The 17694-nt window shown below is 68.2% G+C and carries 16 protein-coding genes and 1 pseudogene; 8 read left to right on the plus strand and 9 right to left on the minus strand.

The genetic code is table 11. The features are described 5' to 3' along the window. Positions 1 to 234 precede the first annotated feature (234 nt). Entirely contained in the window at positions 235 to 1203 is a 969-nt protein-coding gene (locus U4012_RS02595; RefSeq protein WP_321795908.1) for a GlxA family transcriptional regulator, read from the plus strand. Positions 1204 to 1392: 189 nt separating this feature from the next. Here U4012_RS02595 and U4012_RS02600 read toward each other — a convergent pair whose 3' ends face one another. Both U4012_RS02600 and U4012_RS02605 read right to left on the minus strand, forming a co-directional pair. After that, entirely contained in the window at positions 1393 to 2982 is a 1590-nt protein-coding gene (locus U4012_RS02600) for a trypsin-like peptidase domain-containing protein (RefSeq protein ID WP_321795910.1), read from the minus strand. Between the two features lie 244 nt (positions 2983 to 3226). Next, on the minus strand, positions 3227 to 4102 hold the full coding sequence (locus U4012_RS02605; protein ID WP_321795912.1) for a LysR family transcriptional regulator: 876 nt from the start codon (positions 4100 to 4102) through the stop codon (positions 3227 to 3229). Between the two features lie 141 nt (positions 4103 to 4243). Here U4012_RS02605 and U4012_RS02610 point away from each other — a divergent pair, with 141 nt between their 5' ends. After that, on the plus strand, positions 4244 to 5497 hold the full coding sequence (locus U4012_RS02610) for an MFS transporter (RefSeq protein WP_321795914.1): 1254 nt from the start codon (positions 4244 to 4246) through the stop codon (positions 5495 to 5497). 38 nt (positions 5498 to 5535) lie between these two features. On the opposite strand, the gene U4012_RS02615 is transcribed toward U4012_RS02610, so the two are convergent. The 5 genes from U4012_RS02615 to U4012_RS02635 all read right to left on the minus strand — a co-directional run bounded on the left by U4012_RS02615 (position 5536) and on the right by U4012_RS02635 (position 9663). Continuing rightward, positions 5536 to 6342: an alpha/beta hydrolase gene (locus tag U4012_RS02615; RefSeq protein ID WP_321795916.1), complete on the minus strand. Its 807-nt coding sequence runs from the start codon at positions 6340 to 6342 to the stop codon at positions 5536 to 5538. Between the two features lie 90 nt (positions 6343 to 6432). After that, a complete protein-coding gene (locus tag U4012_RS02620; RefSeq protein ID WP_321795918.1) occupies positions 6433 to 7650 on the minus strand; it encodes a pyridoxal phosphate-dependent aminotransferase in 1218 nt (405 codons plus the stop codon). Then, the gene (locus U4012_RS02625; protein ID WP_044843319.1) at positions 7647 to 8291 is read right to left on the minus strand and encodes an RraA family protein; all 645 of its coding nucleotides are present in this window, start codon (positions 8289 to 8291) and stop codon (positions 7647 to 7649) included. The genes U4012_RS02620 and U4012_RS02625 overlap by 4 nt, the downstream gene beginning before the upstream one ends. A 3-nt stretch (positions 8292 to 8294) precedes the next feature. After that, a complete protein-coding gene (locus tag U4012_RS02630) occupies positions 8295 to 8975 on the minus strand; it encodes an RraA family protein (RefSeq protein ID WP_321795921.1) in 681 nt (226 codons plus the stop codon). 28 nt (positions 8976 to 9003) lie between these two features. Beyond that, positions 9004 to 9663 (minus strand): RraA family protein, encoded by a 660-nt coding sequence (locus U4012_RS02635; protein WP_044843347.1) that lies wholly within the window; start codon positions 9661 to 9663, stop codon positions 9004 to 9006. Between the two features lie 197 nt (positions 9664 to 9860). Between U4012_RS02635 and U4012_RS02640 the strand changes: the two genes are divergently transcribed. Next, positions 9861 to 10757: a LysR substrate-binding domain-containing protein gene (locus U4012_RS02640; RefSeq protein ID WP_321795924.1), complete on the plus strand. Its 897-nt coding sequence runs from the start codon at positions 9861 to 9863 to the stop codon at positions 10755 to 10757. A 51-nt stretch (positions 10758 to 10808) separates the two neighbouring features. Here U4012_RS02640 and U4012_RS02645 read toward each other — a convergent pair. Further along, positions 10809 to 12276 (minus strand): annotated as a pseudogene (locus tag U4012_RS02645) (PLP-dependent aminotransferase family protein). 177 nt (positions 12277 to 12453) lie between these two features. On the opposite strand from U4012_RS02645, the gene U4012_RS02650 reads away from it, so the two are divergent. Further along, positions 12454 to 13695, plus strand: coding sequence for a GNAT family N-acetyltransferase (locus U4012_RS02650; protein ID WP_415750346.1), 1242 nt, complete (start codon positions 12454 to 12456; stop codon positions 13693 to 13695). Between the two features lie 21 nt (positions 13696 to 13716). On the opposite strand, the gene U4012_RS02655 is transcribed toward U4012_RS02650, so the two are convergent. Continuing rightward, the gene (locus U4012_RS02655) at positions 13717 to 14199 is read right to left on the minus strand and encodes a DUF3331 domain-containing protein (protein ID WP_257773736.1); all 483 of its coding nucleotides are present in this window, start codon (positions 14197 to 14199) and stop codon (positions 13717 to 13719) included. Positions 14200 to 14403: 204 nt separating this feature from the next. Here U4012_RS02655 and U4012_RS02660 point away from each other — a divergent pair, with 204 nt between their 5' ends. The 4 genes from U4012_RS02660 to U4012_RS02675 all read left to right on the plus strand — a co-directional run bounded on the left by U4012_RS02660 (position 14404) and on the right by U4012_RS02675 (position 17662). Continuing rightward, positions 14404 to 14745 carry a hypothetical protein gene (locus U4012_RS02660; protein WP_321795930.1) on the plus strand — a complete coding sequence of 114 codons (342 nt, stop codon included), beginning with the start codon at positions 14404 to 14406 and terminating at the stop codon, positions 14743 to 14745. 29 nt (positions 14746 to 14774) lie between these two features. Beyond that, entirely contained in the window at positions 14775 to 15839 is a 1065-nt protein-coding gene (locus tag U4012_RS02665; RefSeq protein ID WP_044843313.1) for a 2,3-butanediol dehydrogenase, read from the plus strand. Positions 15840 to 16053: 214 nt separating this feature from the next. Continuing rightward, positions 16054 to 16710 carry a VC0807 family protein gene (locus U4012_RS02670; RefSeq protein WP_321795932.1) on the plus strand — a complete coding sequence of 219 codons (657 nt, stop codon included), beginning with the start codon at positions 16054 to 16056 and terminating at the stop codon, positions 16708 to 16710. A gap of 85 nt (positions 16711 to 16795) precedes the next feature. Continuing rightward, positions 16796 to 17662, plus strand: coding sequence for a CPBP family intramembrane glutamic endopeptidase (locus U4012_RS02675; RefSeq protein WP_321795934.1), 867 nt, complete (start codon positions 16796 to 16798; stop codon positions 17660 to 17662). The last annotated feature ends 32 nt before the right edge of the window (positions 17663 to 17694 follow it).

The raw sequence follows: 17694 nt of genomic DNA on the forward strand, positions 1-17694 counted from the left end.
CCGATAGAAGTTCCGATTTTTTGAGACGGAGTGTCAAGCCGACCCGACCGCCCTTTCTAGAATTCTCGGGGCCGCATGTCCGCGGGTGCTTGCCTGTTTCAGGCGGCCACAGGCTGTCGAATCCGGCCACGCGATCGTTGTCGAAGGCCGCCTGTAAGGCATGCGTCAACGGCTTCGAGTTGCAGAGCCCGAAGCGGGCCGCTGCCGGTCAACAACATCCTTGGGGAATCACCGATGGAATCGGAGCACTCCACCATGTCGCGCTCGCGGATGCCCACCGCAGGGGCGGCGACGCGAGTCGACATTGTGCTGTCCAACGGATTTGCACTGCACGACGTCGCGGCGATCATCGAGATTTTTCATAAAGCAAGTGCGCTGACGACAGCTCGTCCGTCCGGCGAGGCGCGCTATGACGTATCGCTGGTGTCCGCTGCCGGCGGCAGAATTGCCGCCTCTTCATCGGTCTTCGTCTGGACGGAAAGCATCGATTCGCGGCGGCGCGTGGAAGGCAAGCAGATCATGTTCGTCGCCGGTGGAGCGGCTGCTGATCCGGCCTGTCGCGACAAGCGGCTGATTGATTGGCTGCGCCGCCAGCATCCGCTATGCGAAACCGTTCATCCGATCGCAAACGGAAAGCTTCTTCTGGATGCGGCCGGTCTTCCGAGCGGATTTCGTGCCGCCAACGACACGCCCGACATGCATGCCGCCAGATCGCCGGGCGGCGAGCCTGATGCCATTCGCATTGCGTTGCGCGTGGTCGAAGACGATTTGGGCGGCGAGCTCGCGCGGCAAGTGTCCGGGTCTCTGGCGATGCCGGCGCCTGCACCGTCGGATGCGTTCGTTGCGGCGAGCCACGCGCCACGTGTGAGCGAGCAGATCACGGCATCCGCGCGCTGGCTGGAGGCGAACGTCGACCGGCCCGTCTCGATCGATGCCGCGGCGCAAGTCGCGGCCATGAGCGAGCGCAACTTCCTGAGAAGGTTCAAGAGCGAGATCGGCATGACGCCATCCGACTACCTGCAACGCGCGCGCTTGAACATGAGCTGCAGGATGCTGGTGGAATCGAGCTTGCCGGTCGACAAGGTCGCGCGTCGCTGCGGCATCAACAGTGGCGCCCAACTGGCGAGGCTGTTCCGGAAATACCTGTCGACAACGCCGACTGAATATCGCATGCGTAACGATGCGACTGCTGGCATGGCGTGAGTGCAACGTACATCGGCCGACGTGCGCTCGATTCCGGTGCCACGCGTTGCGCGTCGTCGCGATCAGGGGCGCCCATGAAGCGCGTCGCAACCTGTTCGCCGTTTCCGGTCAAGCCGTCGCATGCGCTGCATCGTCCACATGACGAATCGACGGAGCGCCGCCGCTCTTGCCCGCGCCCCCGTCAACACCCTACCGCGCCCGCACCGACACGAACTTGCGTGCGTTCTCGCGCTGAATCAGCACGGCGATCACGCCGCCTTTCGCTTCGAGCGCCTGCACGTCGTCCGGCGTTTCGAGCAGCGTGTCGTTGAGTTCGAGCACGACGTCGCCGGGCCGGATGCCCGCATTCGCGGCCGGCCCGTGCACCGCATCCACCATCATCCCGACCGCGAGCCCGGTCGAACGCCGTTCGGCGTCGCTCAGCGGATGCATCGTCAGCCCGAGCCGATCGCCGGAGTCTGCCGGCCGCGCGGCGGCCATCGCCACGCCGGCGGCACCGGCCGCGCCGACCGTGCCCGCGCTGCCCGCACTGCTGCCCGTCGCGGCCGCGTTGTCGATCGCGTCGCCGGCCCCCGCTCCCGCTCCCGTGACCGTCAGCATCATCGGCGTGCGGTTGCGGATCAGCCGCAGCGGCGCCTTTCCACCGGGCGGCAACGCGGCGGCCAGGTCGTTCAGCTCGGCCGACCGTCCGATCGGCTTGCCGCCGAACTTCACGATCACGTCACCGGGCTTCACGCCGGCCGCGGCGGCGGGCGAACCGGCATCGACGCCGTTGACGAGCGCGCCCGCCGGACGCGGCAGGCCGAACGCCGCGGCCAGCCCGACGCCGACATCCTGCACGTCGACGCCCAGCGCATTGCCGGACGACGTGCGCTGCGCCGCCTGCGCATTGGCCCGCATCTGCGCCTGCACCTGCGCACGCACCTTGACGGCGAGCGCGATCGGAATCGCGAACGTCGTGCTCGCATAGCGGTCGGCGTCCGTATAGACCTGCACCGCGATGCCGATCACGTCGCCCGCGCGATTGAACACGGGGCCGCCCGAGTTGTCGGGGTTCACCGCGATATCGGTCTGGAAGAACGGAAACGCGCTGCCGTCCGGCAGCGCATGCGACGTCGCGCTGACGATGCCGGCCGTGACCGTGTTGCCCGAGCCGTCCGGCGCGCCGATCGTCATCACCGGTTCGCCGGCACGCACCCGCGACGAATCGCCGATATGCACGACCGGCAGCTTTGTCGCGTCGATGTGCAGCACGGCGACGTCGCTCTGCGGATCGACGGTCACCACCGTCGCCTTCAACTCTCGACGATCGGCCAGTCGCACCGTCACGTCGGTCGCATCGGCGACGACATGCGCGGAAGTCAGGATCACGCCGTCGGCGCCGACGATGAAGCCCGAGCCGATGCCCGCGATCGCGCGCGGCGACGTGTCAGGCGCAGGCGCCTGCGCGCCTTGCGCGGGCGGCAGCGGCGCGCCGCGGCGGAAGAACGCGGAAAGCGGATCGTCGGGATCGAGGTACACGAAGGACGGCCCGCCGGCCTGCTGGTCGGTCGCCGCGGTCATGATGGTCACGATCGCCGGCCCGTAGCGGTCGACGATCGCCGAGAAGTCGACCGGCATCGAGTAAGACCGCGCGGCGGGCCTGTTCTTCATCACCGGTGGCGTGGCGGGCGGCGCGACGGTCCCGGCAGCGGCCGGCGGCGACGCCAAAACCAGGGCGAATACGCCCCCGATCAACGCGGTGCGAAGCACGGCGCGAGCAAGCGTCTGGCGAACCACGGTGCACCTCCCCCGGGCAGTCGCAGCGACGACCCGCACGAGACGCGCGGACGCCCGACAAGCACCGGTACACCCCTCCATTTATAGTCCACGCCACCTCCGGAACATACGAATCGAAACCCGCATGCCGGGTGGTCGGGCAGCGGCGGAACCGCGACAGCGTTCGTTCCGGACAAAGTTCGCGGTTCGTCAATCGGAACATTCCCCCGACGCGGCGGCGAGGCGCGACGCAATGCGTCCCGCGCTACCAGGCCAGCGCCAGAAAATTGCGCACCACCGCCGACGGATCGTCGCGCCGCGACGCAATCGCGAGCCTCGCGCGCAGGCCGTTGCCCGCGACCGGCCGATACACGACGCCCGCGACCTGCACCTGCGTGATCGCCTTCGGCACGATCGACACGCCGAGCCCGGCCGCGACGAGCGTCACCGCCGAAGCGATTTGCGGCGCGGGCTGCGCCATGCGCGGCTGGAAGCCGGCGGCATTGCACGCGGCGACGATGTCGTCGAACAGCGCGCTGCCCGCTTCGCGCGGCACCTGCACGAACGCCTCGTCGGCCAGCTCCGCCAGATCGATCCGACGCCGCTGCGCGAGCCGATGCGCGACCGGCAGCGCGATGAACATCGGCTCCTCGTCCCAGTCCGCTGCCACCAGCGTGTCCGCGATGCGGCGCTCCGGACGCACGATCGCGACGTCGAGCCGCCCGGCCGCCAGCGCGTCGAGCAGCACGCCGGAGGTCGCCTCCTGCAACGTCAGATCCGTGTCGGGAAACGCCTCGCGAAAGCGGCGAATCAGGTCCGCCACTTTCGAATTGAAGGCCGCCGTCCCGGTGAACCCGACCCGCAATTGCCCGATCTCCCCGCGCGCCGCCCGTCTTGCCGCCCGCGCCGCGCGCTCCGCGTCGTCGAGCACGCGCCGTGCCTCCTCCGCGAATACCTCTCCCGCCACGGTCAGTTCGGCGCCGCGCGCGGTCCGCTTGAACAACGCCACGCCGAGTTCGTTCTCGAGCGCCTTGATCTGCTGGCTCAGCGGCGGCTGTCCCATGCCGAGCGTTTCCGCGGCCTTCGTGAAGTTGGACGTGGCCGCCACGGCCAGAAAGTATCGGAGATGCCGAAGTTCCATGCGTTGATGTGATCCCGGGGTAGATGGAGGCGGCTTTCAAGCCAGTCGCAAAACGTATCGCTACGGTTCATTTCATATATTGGACATATACATGAGCGTGCGCAAGAATTCGGGCATTCCCTGACCCATCGGGCACCTGTCATGTCCACTCCCGCAATGTCACCCGCCACGAATCGCGCCGCGAACGCCGCGCCGGACGCGCTGCCTATCGGTGTGTCGCCGCGCTCGGCTGCCTACAAGCGCATCGCCCTGGCGCTGTTCCTCGCCGGCTTTTCCACCTTCTCGCTGCTGTACTGCGTGCAGCCGCTGCTGCCCGCGTTCGCACGCGAGTTCAACATCGGCGCGGCGTCGAGCTCGCTGTCCCTGTCGCTGTCGACCGGGCTGCTGGCGGTCTCCATCCTGTGCGCGGGCGCGCTGTCCGAACGCGTCGGACGACGCGGGCTGATGTTCGCGTCGATGACGCTGGCCGCGCTGTTCAACCTGCTCGCCGCGATTTCGCCGAACTGGAACCTGCTGCTGCTCTGGCGCGCGCTCGAAGGGTTCGCGCTCGGCGGCGTTCCGGCGGTGGCGATGGCCTATCTCGCCGAGGAAATCGCCGCCGACGGGCTGGGCCTGGCGATGGGACTCTACGTCGGCGGCACCGCGTTCGGCGGCATGATCGGGCGGATCGGGATGAGCGCGCTCGAAGAGTATTTCTCGTGGCGCACCGCGATGCTGACGATCGGCGTGGTCGACCTCGTCGCGGCGGTCGCGTTCGTGATGCTGCTGCCGCAGTCGCGACGCTTCGTGAAGCGCACCGACCTGACGCTGCGTCACCATCTGCGGCTGTGGAACGCGCAGCTGCATCACGCGCGGCTGCCGTTCGTGTTCGCGATCGGCTTCCTCGTGATGGGCGCGTTCGTGACCGTCTACAACTACGCCGGGTTCCGGCTGACGGCCGCGCCGTTCAACCTGAGCGCGACCGCCTGCGGGCTGATCTTCGGCGCCTACCTGTTCGGGATGGTGTCTTCGTCGAGCGCCGGTGCGCTCGCCGATCGTCTCGGGCGCGCGCCCGTCCTCGTCAGCGGCATGCTCGTGTTCGCGGCCGGCCTCGCGCTGACACTGTCGCATTCGCTCGTCGCGATCATCGTCGGGATCGTGCTGATCACGATCGGCTTCTTCGTCGCGCATGCGGTCGCGAGCGGCTGGGTCGGGCATCTCGCCGGTTCCGCGAAGGGGCACGCCGCGTCGCTCTACCTGCTGGCCTATTACCTTGGGTCGAGCGTGCTGGGCTCCATCGGCGGCTCGTTCTGGCAACACGGTGCGTGGAGCGCGGTCGTCGCGTATGTCGCGGTGCTGCTCGTGCTCGGCCTGGCGGCGGCGCACCGGATCATTCGCGCGGAACGCGTGCGGTAAGCGCCTCCACGACATGCGCCGCCACCAAATGCATCGCGTCAGCGCACGCGCGCATGGAACTTCGCGATCGCCTTCCACATCAGCACCGGATTCGAGTACATCGGAAAATGCCCGCAATCCGGTATTTCCGACAGAACGACACCGTGCGCCTCGATCGCGCTCAGGTACGACAGCGACGCGTTCTGCGCGCCGTACATGAACATCCGGGGAAACGGCAGGCCGAGGAATTTGCGCATCAGGTCGCCGTTGTCGGACAGGTCGACCATCGAGCGGAAGATCGCCCCGACCGCTTCGGCCCGCACCTTGTGACGCAGGCTCGCCGAGTACAGCGCGCTCGCGTAGGCCGGCGCGCGACGGGTGCGGTCGATGAAATCGTCGAAGAACCGCTCGGCGCTGTCGCGCGGATGGTCGACGATCTGCCGGCTCAGGAAACAATCCTCGGGCGCGATGTTCCCCTCGATGTCGACGAAGCTCAGCACGCGCCGCGGATACAGATGTGCGAGCATCAACGACGTCAGCCCGCCCATCGAATGGCCGACGAGATGGAATCGATCGAAGCCCAGGCGGTCGATCACGTTCAGCGCCGTCTCGACGAGAAACGGAATCGATATCTTCGACAGATCCGCGCAATGCGTTTCACCGCAGCCCGGCGCATCGTATGCAACGAAAGGCCGGCCGTCGAATTCGCGATGGCGCACGATGTCCGCGTAATCCTCCTTGGTCGAGCCGAAGCCGTGGAGAAACACGACGGGCGCGTGCTCGCCGCCGCGATGAATGGCCGACACATCCAGGTCGGTGCTGTCGACGGCGAAGGACAACCGCGACTGGGAAAACTCATCGCTCATCTAATCGAATTCCGGGTAACGATGGTATAGCGCCCGCCCCGGTGCGACAGGGTCGACCGGGGAGGAATGACAGACGCCGGGCAACGACGCTCAGGCCGTCAGCATCCGGCAGAAATCCTGGATCGCGGTGCACGCACGCTGCAACGACTTGTCGTCGAGCGCGTAAGCGATCCGGATGTACGGGCCGAGCCCGAAAGCGCTCCCGTGCACGGTGGCCACGCCGGCTTCGTCGAGCAACGCATTCACCACATCCTCGTCGCTCGCCAGTTGCACGCCCGCACGGGTCGTCTTGCCGATCACCCCCTCGCACGACGCGAACGCATAGAACGCGCCCTGCGGAACATCGCAGCGCAAACCCGGCGCCTGGTTCAGTTGTTCGACGACCAGATCACGCCGTCGCTGGAACGCGACGCGGGAATGCGCGATGAAATCCTGCGGCCCCGTCAGCGCGGCCAGCGCCGCGTGCTGCGAGATCGTCGACGCGCCGGACGTCTGCTGCCCTTGCAACTTCTCCATCGCATCGATCAGCCAGCGCGGCCCGGTACCGAAACCGATGCGCCAGCCCGTCATCGCATAGGCCTTCGACACACCGTTCATCGTCAGCACGCGTTCGCGCAGCCGCGGCTCGACCTGGGCGATCGTGAAGAATTCGATGCCATCGAAAATCAGGTGCTCGTAGATATCGTCGGACAGCACCAGCACGTGCGGATGCGCGAGCAGCACCTCGGCGAGCGCCTTCAGCTCCGCACGGCTATACACCGCGCCGGTCGGGTTCGACGGCGAGTTCAGGATCAGCCATCGCGTGCGCGGCGTGATCGCCGCCAGCAGCGCGTCCGGTGTGAGCTTGAAGCCGCTTTCCGCGCCGCATGCGACAGTGATGGAGCGACCGCCGCACAGCTGCACGATCTCCGGATAGCTGACCCAGTACGGTGCCGGGACGATGACTTCGTCGCCCTCGTTCAGCGTCGCGGCCAGCGCATTGAAGATCACCTGCTTGCCGCCGCTGCACACGAGCGTGTCGCGCCAGTCCACGTCGAGGCTGTTCTCGCGCCGGAACTTCTCGGCAATCGCCTCGCGCAGCGCACGCAGCCCTGCCACCTGCGTGTAGCGCGTGTGGCCCGCGCGGATCGCGGCGATGCCCGCTTCCCGCACGTGTTCCGGCGTGTCGAAATCCGGCTCGCCGGCGCTCAGCGAAATCACCGCGGCACCGCTCGCGCGCCGGGCGGCCACACGATCCATCACCTTGTAGGTCGCCGACGGACGCGCGGCTGCGAGGAAGCGGTTCAGCGTATCGATCGGTGCGCTCATTGAGCGTTCCTCCAGTTCGTCAGACCCATCAGTTCGAGCGTGCTGCGCCCTGCGCGCAATGCGTCCATCATTTGCGCTTCCTTGTCAGCACGCGCCTGCCCTTGGGCCAGCGTCGTCTCGACATATGCAACTGGTATCACCAGCACGCCGTCGTCGTCGGCCACGACCAGATCGCCGGCGGCTACAGGCGTTCCCGCGAAGCTGATCGACTGTCCGACCGACGGCGCGCTCGCCTTGATCGTGCCGCGCATGGAAATGCCGCGCGTGAATACCGGAAAGCGCCGTGCGGTCAGCGCCGCGATATCGCGCACGCCACCGTCGATGACCAGCCCGGCCACGCCGGCCGCCTCGGCGGCGACAGTCAGCACCTCGCCCCAGTAACCGGCGACGAAGCCGCCCGTCGAGATGACGAGCACGCTGCCGCGCGACACCTGCTCCATCGCGATATGAATCGAAAGGTTGTCGCCCGGCGAACATTCGAGCGGAAAGGCAGGACCGGCGACCGACGCGCCGGGCCACACCGTGCGGATCGCCGGATCGACGGCGCCGGTGGACAGGCCCGAGGCCTCGAACAACGTGGAGGTGCCGAGTTTGCGCGCCTGCTCCAGCAGCGCCGGCTCATAAGTCTGGGTCGGGTTCATTGTTCAGGCCTTGCTTTGCAGTGTGTGATAGCCCAGCGCCGCTCGCGCTTCGCCAAGCGTCTTGCCCTGTGCGATCTGTTCGCGGATATGCGATTCGACTTCTTCGATCCGGCGAGCAACCTGTGCGACTTCGCGCGCTCGACCGCGGGGCACGATCACGGCGCCGTTCGCATCCGCGACGACGATGTCGCGCGCCGCCACGCGCACGGTGCCAATTGCGACCGTCGTATTCACCGACTCGACCTGCACACGGTCCTTGCCAGTCCGCATGAAGCGCCCTGCCGTGAACAGCGGATAGTTGTGGCCCAGCGCCTTGTTCACGTCGCGGCACACGCCGTCGATCACGGTGCCGGCAATGCCACGCTGCCCGGCGTACTGGGTCATGATGTCGCCCCATACCGTGCAGTCGGTCCGGCCGTCGTTGTCGATCACGACCACGTCGCCTTGCGCGACATCGTCGATGAAGTCGCCGACGGTGCCGGGCGGCACGCTCGCGGGTACGTACTTGACCGTGAAGGCGGGACCGACGACGACCTTCGTGTAGTTGGCCAACGGCATGATGCCGAGCGCCTGTCCGTGCAGCCCGAGCTTGTCCATCGCATCGGAAACGCCGGGCGTATCGAGCCCTTCGAACAGCGCGACCAGTTCCTGGTCTTCCGCCGCAGCCTTGTTGGGATTCGTCATATCAAAACTCCGCTAGAAGGATGAGCGGTCAGCGCACCGCGATGGCTTCGAATTCCTTGTCGTGCATCACGTCCGCGACCGGGCGGCCGGCACGCACGGCGGCGACCATCCCGTCCTGTCGCTTCGCGATACGCTCGCCGAGATCGAGCACGTCCTCGATGCACCGCGCCGGTATGAACACCGTGCCGCATCGGTCGGCGATCACGTAATCGTCCTGATGAACAGTCACACCGGCCATCTGCACCGGTGTGCCGGAATCGATCTGGATCACGCGGTTGCGCGCGCTGATCATCGTGATGCCGCGTCCGTACACCGGATAGCCGATCGATTCGCTTCCGTCGATGTCGCGGCTCAGGCCGTCGATCACCGAGCCGCGAATGCGCTTCGCGGTCGCCGCGTTCGCGAGAATGTCGCCCCAGCAGGAAATTCCGTCCGCGCCGCCGGCGATCACCAGCACGCGATCGTCGGTGGCGATCGCGTCGACGACCGGCGAGATCAGGTGCACGGTCGGTTTGGCATCGGCTTTCGGACCGAGCTGAATGGTGCTGGCACGCCCGACGATCTTCGGGCAGTTCCACAGTGGACGCAGGCCGACCGTTGCGCCAGGCATGCCGAGAAAGTCGAGCGCGTCGGATACGGTATTGGTGTCGAGCGACGCAAGGCGCTCGAGCAAGGAAGGCTGGTTCATCATGCTGTTTCCCGTTGACAAGTGCAGCCATCGTCGCTTCGGCAGCGTGACAAGTAAATTTCGTATTTCATATCTGCGTGATACGATTTCCGGAATACGAAAAACCTCACGTCGCGCGCGGCCGGCAACCACCATGTCGAGCCGCGCCGCCCTCCCCGCGGCATTTTCCGCGCTGCTTCACTCCGGGCATACCCGCCATGAGCAACACCATCGACTACCGGCTGATTCGGCAACTCTGGATGTTTCTCGCCGTCGCCGAGGAGCAGCATTTCGGGCGCGCGGCGAAGCGGCTGAACATGTCGCAACCGCCGTTGACCGAGCAGATCAAGGTACTGGAGCAGTCGCTCAGGATCCAGTTGTTCTACCGCTCGCGGCAGGGAACCCAACTGAGCCCGGCGGGCGCCGCGATCCTGCCGGCCGTCCGGCAATTCGCCGGCCAGGCCGAGCGGCTGCAGCGTGTCGTGCGCGAGGTCGCGGCCGGCCAGTCGGGCGTGCTGCACGTCGGCGCGATCACGTCCGCGATGCTCGACACGGTGCCGCCGCTACTGGACGCGCTCAAGCGCGCGCATCCGAACCTGACCGTGTTCGTCAACGAGATCGACAGCGTCGACGCGATTCCGGCGCTGGAGGCCGGCGAGCTTGATCTCGCCTTTGCACGCGTCGATGGCGAGGTAGCGAACGGTATCGCGACGATGCCGATGGCCGAGGACCGGCTCGCTGTCGCGTTGCCGAAGAAGCATCCGCTGGCGGCCATACCAAGGGTGCGGCTGCGCGCGTTGATGGACCAACCGCTGATCATGTCGTCGCGACAGGTCAGCCCCGTCTACTTCGACATGTTGACGTCCGTCTGCCGCACGCATGGGCTGACACCGCGCGTGATTCACGAGGTGCGTTCGGTGACGTCGCAGATTGCGTACGTCGGCTGCGGTCAGGGCGTGGCGCTGGTGCCTGCGTCGACCCGCAAGCTCGCGCCGGAGAACGTCGTCGTGCGGCCGTTGAAGGAAAAGGTCATGGTCGTGACGGCGGCCGCTGTCTGGAATACGAACCGGCATCATCCGATGGTCGATGCCGTGCTCGACATGCTGAAAAAGTAACGACGCGCGACAATCGTGCCGCTTCCCGGGCGGCGTCACCCGCGCGCCGGGTCACTCGCCCGCGACCCGATGCGCGATCGTCGACAGCGTCCGCAGCATCGGCGCGAACGCATCGGCCGACGTATTGCCGAACCCGAGCACGAGCCCGTTGGCCGGCGACGTCGCGTGAATCGAGAACCCCGACAGCGGGAACGGCCCGATCCCGTGCGCGCGCGCCGCTTCGACGATCGCGCGGTCGCGATAACGGGCCGGCAGCCGCAACGCCAGATGCAGCCCGCACGGCCCGCCCTCGACCTGATGCGGCACGGTGAACGCGTCGTCCAGCGCGGCGAGCAGCGAGCGCCGCCGGTCGCGATACAGCCGTCGCATCCGCCCGAGATGGCGCCCGTACTCCCCCGTCTCGATGAAATCGGCGAGCGCGAGCTGCACGTGGCGCGTCCCGCCGCGCAGCATCTCCGGCAACGCCGGCCGCACCGCGGCGAGCAGCGCGTCGGGCAGCACGAGAAAGCCGATCCGCAACGCCGGAAACATCGTCTTGCTGAACGAGCCGAGATAGACGACCGGCGAATCGGCCGCGAGCCCGTGCAACGCGCCGATCGGCTCGCCGGTATGCCGAAACTCGCTGTCGTAATCGTCCTCGATGATCCATGCGCGATGCCGGCGTGCGGCGTCGATCAGCGCGAGCCGGCGCGAGATCGACAGCACCGCGCCGGTCGGGAACTGGTTCGACGGCGTGGTGTAGACGAGCCGGGGCGTCCGTTCGCGCCAGTCCGTGTCGGCCGCGCGCAGCCCCTCCGCGTCGACCGGCATCGGCACGACGTCGAGATCGGCCGCCTGCATCGCGGTGCGCGCGCCGCGATAGCCGGGCTCCTCGACCCAGACCGTGTCGCCGGGGTTCGTCAGCAACTGCGCGCACAGCGCGATCGCGCCCTGCGCGCCTTCGGTGATCACGATCTGCTCCGGATCGCAGCGCACGCCGCGCGTCACGGCCAGGTGGCGCGCGATCGACTCGCGCAGCGCGCGTTCGCCGAGCGGGTCGCCATACGCGAGCAGGTCGCGGCCGGCGCGGCGCAGCGCGCGATCGATCGCATGCCGCCATGCATCCACCGGGAAATGCGACAGCGCGGGCACGCCCGGCCGGAAGCCTTCCGACTCGCCGGCGCCGATCAGGCTCGGGCGAATCCGGCCGAGCCGCTGCGCGACGGCCGGCGGTGCGACCCGCCGGCGCGGCCGGCCGCGACAGGCCGACCACGCGCGTTCCGCGGCGATCGGATTGCAGGAAGCCTTCGGCGACGAGCTGCTCGTAGACGGCCGCCGTCGTGTTGCGCGACACGCCGAGCGTCTCGGCCAGCGCGCGCGTGCCGGGCAGCCGCGTGCCGGCCGGCATCGCGCCGCCGAGAATCGCGTCGCGCACGCGGCGCAGCAACTGCCGCTGCAACGAAGGCGCGCCGGCCGTGCGCGCGAGCGGCGCGTCGAGCGGCAACAGCGGTGCGTCGCCGGAAGGAAAGGCAGTCGTCATCGGGATATCGCAGTGTGGAAGCCTCGGGGCATGGCGCGTCGAGCGCGGCGCCGGCATGGCACCGGCGTGGCGCGTTCGTGGCGCGTTCGTGGCACCTCGGCAGCACCTTCGTGGCACCATAAATTTGCTGTCGGCTGGCGCTTCTCATGGTACCTCGCCGGGACTACGATCGTCTGCATGCCGGCATGTCGCCGGCCGCCAACCGAAGCGAGATCGACCTTGTCCATGCTTACCAACGACTTCCAGCAGCCCATCGGCCACCCCGTTCCCGACTGGTCCGCGCGCCCTCGCCCGGAGCGCATCGTGCTCGAGGGCCGCTACTGCCGCCTCGAACCGCTCGACGCCGACCGCCATGCCGCCGACCTGTACGCCGCGTACGCGCAGGCGCCGGACGGCAGCGACTGGACCTATCTCGCGCACGGGCCGTACGCCGACGAGTCGAGCTACCGCGACTACGCGCGCGGCGCGGCGGCCAGCGCCGATCCGCTGCACTACACGGTGATCGACCGCGCGACGAACCGCGCCGTCGGCACGCTCGCGCTGATGCGCATCGACCCGGCCAACGGCGTGATCGAGGTCGGTTCCGTCACCTTCTCGCCGCTACTGAAGCGCACGCCGATTTCGACCGAAGCGCAGTACCTGCTGATGAAGTACGCGTTCGACACGCTCGGCTACCGGCGCTACGAATGGAAGTGCGACGACCTCAACGAACCGTCGCGCAAGGCGGCCGCGCGGCTCGGCTTCCGTTACGAAGGCACGTTCCGGCAGGCGATCATCTACAAGGGCCGCAACCGCGACACGGCATGGTTCTCGATCGTCGACGGCGAATGGCCGAACGTGCGCGCCGCGTTCGAAGCCTGGCTCGCGCCGGAGAACTTCGACGCCAGCGGTACGCAGCGCGAGACGCTCGTCGCGATCCGCCACGCGCGGGCGCGTGCGCGCGATGCGGCCGGCCGCGCGAACGACGCAACGCGCGTCACGGTCCGGCCGCTCGTGGCCGCCGACGAAGCCGCGTGGCGCCCGCTGTGGCAGGGTTACCAGACTTTCTACGAGACCGCGCTGAGCGACGCCGTGTTCGCGACGACATGGGCGCGCCTGATGGATCCCGCCGAACCGATGTTCGCGCTCGGCGCCTTCGACGCGTCGGGTACGCTGGTCGGCATCGTGCACGCGATCTATCACCGCTCGTGCTGGACCGAAGGGCCGTACTGCTATCTGCAGGACCTGTTCACGGCGGCGGACGCCCGCGGGCAAGGCGCGGGCGGCGCACTGATCGAAGCCGTGTACGAGCGGGCCCGCGAAGCCGGCGCAAGCCGCGTGTACTGGCTCACGCACGAAACCAACACGACCGCCCGCGCGCTGTACGACAAGCTCGCGAACAACGCGGGGTTCATCCAGTACCGGAAGGATCTCAAGTAACGCGAGAGTGCAACCGGTCGCTCAGCCCGGGGCATCGACCGGATCCGTCGCCTCGCCGCGGGCTGGTGCCGCGCGACACGCGGCGCCAGCCGCAGGCGGCACCGACGCGGGGTGGATCATCTCGTCGCCGTTGACCGGCACCGGCCGCCGCACCGGCCGGTACACCGGTTCGCCCGGCTCGATCGCCTGCCCGGAGATCGCGCAGCGGCCCGCCTGCAACGCGACGCGCAAGCGCCAGCGTTGCTCGCCGTAATGGCAGCGCCCGCTTTCGCTCCAGCGCACCAGCAAGCCGTCGTCGCCCGCCTCCAGAACCGACACGAACAGTTGCGGCCGCAACGGTGAAACGCCCGGTGCGACAGGCTCCGGAGTCGGCGCGCGATCGGCACGCTCCTGTGGCCGCGCCATCCCGACGTCTGCCGGTAACGGCATCGCGTCCCGCTCTTCGGCTACCAGCATGTGGTACGACACGTACTCGCAGATCAGGCATTCGATAACGTTTGGCATGCTTGACGACATTCCGTGAAGATTTGAGACGAGCCGCGCTCGGCCCTTCGCACGGCAGCAACGACCGATTCGGTCATGCACCCCGCCTCCGGTGCAACCACCATGCACGCATGGCGATCGGACATTGCCGCAGATGATACAAATTGAAGTTAACTTCAAGTAAAGGGGAAACATGCGCAACGATGCGTTTCGCTGATCGCCACAATGGACCGCAACGACCGCGGCTACGGCTATGGCTATGGCGACCCCGACCGAACCGCGCGTCTCGCGTTTCGTCTCAAACGGCTGAGACGAATGTCCCGGCGTCTCACCTACCGCGCCCCGTCGCAATCGCAGCAAATTTCGCATGTGATTCGCTCGGTTCCGGCTGATGTCAACGCAAGGCGGCCTGCTGCATCGCACACCGCCCGCCCGACGCCTTCGCCACCCGAGCGCCGATTCAAGCTGGCCCCGTTCCTGCATGTCGGTCGCTCGCGCAATCGCGCGACGGACGAACCGGTCCTTGGCCGCGCGTCCGACGACAACCTGACGGAGACAGCAACGTGAGTACACCGGCATCGAACCCCGCTCCCAGCATGAAGGCCGCCGTCTGGCATGGCCGCCACGACATCCGCGTCGAAGAAGTTCCCGTTCCGGCGCATCCGCCGGCCGGCTGGGTCCAGATCCGCGTGCACTGGTGCGGGATCTGCGGCTCCGACCTGCACGAGTACGTCGCCGGGCCCGTGTTCATTCCCGTCGACGCGCCGCATCCGCTGACGGGCCTGAAGGGCCAGTGCATCCTCGGCCACGAGTTCAGCGGCGAGATCGCGGCGCTCGGCGCGGGCGTGACGGGCTTCGCGGTCGGCGAGCGCGTGACGGCCGACGCGTGCCAGCATTGCGGCACCTGCTGGTATTGCCGGCACGGGCTGTACAACATCTGCGAGAACCTCGCGTTCACCGGGCTGATGAACAACGGCGCGTTCGCCGAATTCGTGAACGTGCCGGCCGAGCTGCTGTACAAGCTGCCCGACAACTTCCCGACGGAGGCTGGCGCGCTGATCGAGCCGCTCGCGGTCGGGCTGCATGCGGTGAAGAAGGCCGGCAACATCGTCGGCCAGACCGTCGTCGTGGTCGGCGCCGGCACGATCGGCCTGTGCACGATCATGTGCGCGAAAGCCGCGGGCGCCGGACGCGTGATCGCGCTGGAAATGTCGGCCGCGCGCAAGCAGAAGGCGCTGGAGGTCGGCGCGACGGTCGTGATCGATCCGAAGGCGTCCGACGCGGTCGCGGAAGTCAAGGCGCTCACGGGCGGCTACGGCGCCGACGTGTCGTTCGAGTGCATCGGGCACACGGCCACCGCGCAGCTCGCGATCGACGTGATCCGCAAGGCCGGCAAGTCGGTGATGGTCGGCATCTTCGAGGAGCCGACCTCGTTCAACTTCTTCGACATCGTGTCGACCGAGAAGGAAGTGATCGGCTCGCTCGCGTACAACGGCGAATTCGCGGACGTGATCCGCTTCATCGCGGACGGCCGCATCGACGTGCAGCCGCTGATCACCGGCCGGATCACGCTCGGCGACATCGTCACGCACGGCTTCGAGGAGCTGGTCAACCACAAGGACCGGAACGTGAAGATCATCGTCCAGCCCGCGGCCGCCTGACGAACCGTTGACAGGACGATGACGGCCGCGCGGCGGCCGGAAGCGGCGCCGAATGGTCCCGGGGCAGCCCTGGCGCGCCCCGCCGCCCGGTCGCCGCGTGTTTCCGCCCGTTTTCGGTGCGTGCACAACCGCGCCGGGTGCGGCGCGCGGGGTCGGACTTCGATATACTCGAAGCGACATCACCGCCCCGCGCGCCACCCGCGCGCTCGCTTCCGTGAAACCACGAGCCGGCCTGATCCTCGAACTCTTCGTCAACCTGCTGCTGCCCTGGGTCGCATACCGGGTCGCGCATCCGTATTTCGGCGAAACCGGCGCGCTGTACGCGTCGGCGATTCCGCCCATCGTCTGGTCCGTCGTCGAATTCATCCGCTCGCGCCGCATCGATGCGGTGGCCGCCATCGTGCTGCTCGGTATCGCGCTGTCGATCGCCGGCATGGCGCTCGGCGGCAGCGCGCGCACGCTGCTGATGCGCGAATCGCTCGCGTCCGGCACGATCGGCGTCGTGTTCCTGCTGTCGTTGTTCCGCGATCGTCCGCTGATCTTCTATCTCGCGCGCGCGACGGTGGCCCGCGAGATGGCCGGCGGCGCCGCGCGTTTCGAGACGGTCTGGGCCGAGCAGCCGGGGCTGCGCCAGATGCTCCGCCTGATGACCTTCGTGTGGGGCGCCTGCATGACGCTGGAGATGCTGCTGCGCCTGTGGATGGTCGTCACCTGGCCGGTCGAGCGCGTGCTCGTCGTGTCGCCGATCATGGGCTACACGGTGTTCGGCACGCTGCTGCTGTGGACCTTCTGGTACCGGCGGCGGATGCGCGAGCGCAATAGCGTCGACATCCCGACCCGCGACGGCGTCACCGAGATCGCCGGCCGCTGAGCGTCCGCCCCGCGCGGCCGGCCCGGCGGCCGTCACGGCCGCTGGGGTATGATGCGCGGCTCTCGTTCGCCCCCTGCATCGCCCCATGTCTCTCTCGCTTCTCCCGTGTGCCACGATCTGGCTCGCACTGTTCGCGGCCGCCGCGTTCGCGTGGCAACGCCCGCTGCATGGCCTGAGCATCGCCGTTGCCGCGCTCGGCTATGCCGGCGCGCTGGCGTTCGGCAAGCTCGAACCGATCGTGCTCGCGCCGCTCGCGCTGCTCGCGGCCGCCGCCTGGGGCGTCGCGCCGGGCCGCCCGCTCGCGGTGCGGGTCGTCGCGCACGTCGTGTTTGCCGCGCTCGCGATCACGCTGAGCCTGCACCTGCTTCCCGGCTTCCACAATCCGCGCGTGATCGAGCCGACGCGTTTCACGCCGGATGCCGTGCCGTTCACGATGTACCTGAATTTCGACAAGCCGCTCGTCGGCCTGTGGCTGCTGTGGGCGCTGCCGTGGGTGGCGCCGGACGTCGCCCCGGCACGCGCGCTGCGCACCGGCGCCGTGGCGGCCGTCGCGACGGCGGCGGCCTGCCTGGCCGGCGCGCTCGCGTTCGGCATGGTCGGCTGGGCGCCGAAATGGCCGGCGTCGGGCTGGATGTGGCTCGTCAACAACGTGCTGCTCGTCACGCTCGCCGAGGAAGCGCTGTTCCGCGGCTACGTGCAAGGCGGGCTCACGCGCGTGCTCGGCCGGTTCGGCTGGGGGCCGTGGGCCGCGCTCGCGATCGGCGCGGGGCTGTTCGGCGCCGCGCACGCGGCCGGCGGCTGGCCCTGGATCGTGCTCGGCACGGTGGCCGGCATCGGCTACGGCCTCGCATGGCGGCGCGGCGGCCTGCTCGCATCCGCGCTCGCGCATGCGGGGCTGAACGTGATCCACTTCGCGCTGTTCACCTACCCGATGCTCGCCGCCGCACGCTGAACGCTGCACGCGGCGGCATCCCGCCGGTTTCG

Origin of the sequence: Burkholderia sp. BCC1988 (assembly GCF_905339895.1) — a bacterium.
GTDB lineage: Bacteria > Pseudomonadota > Gammaproteobacteria > Burkholderiales > Burkholderiaceae > Burkholderia.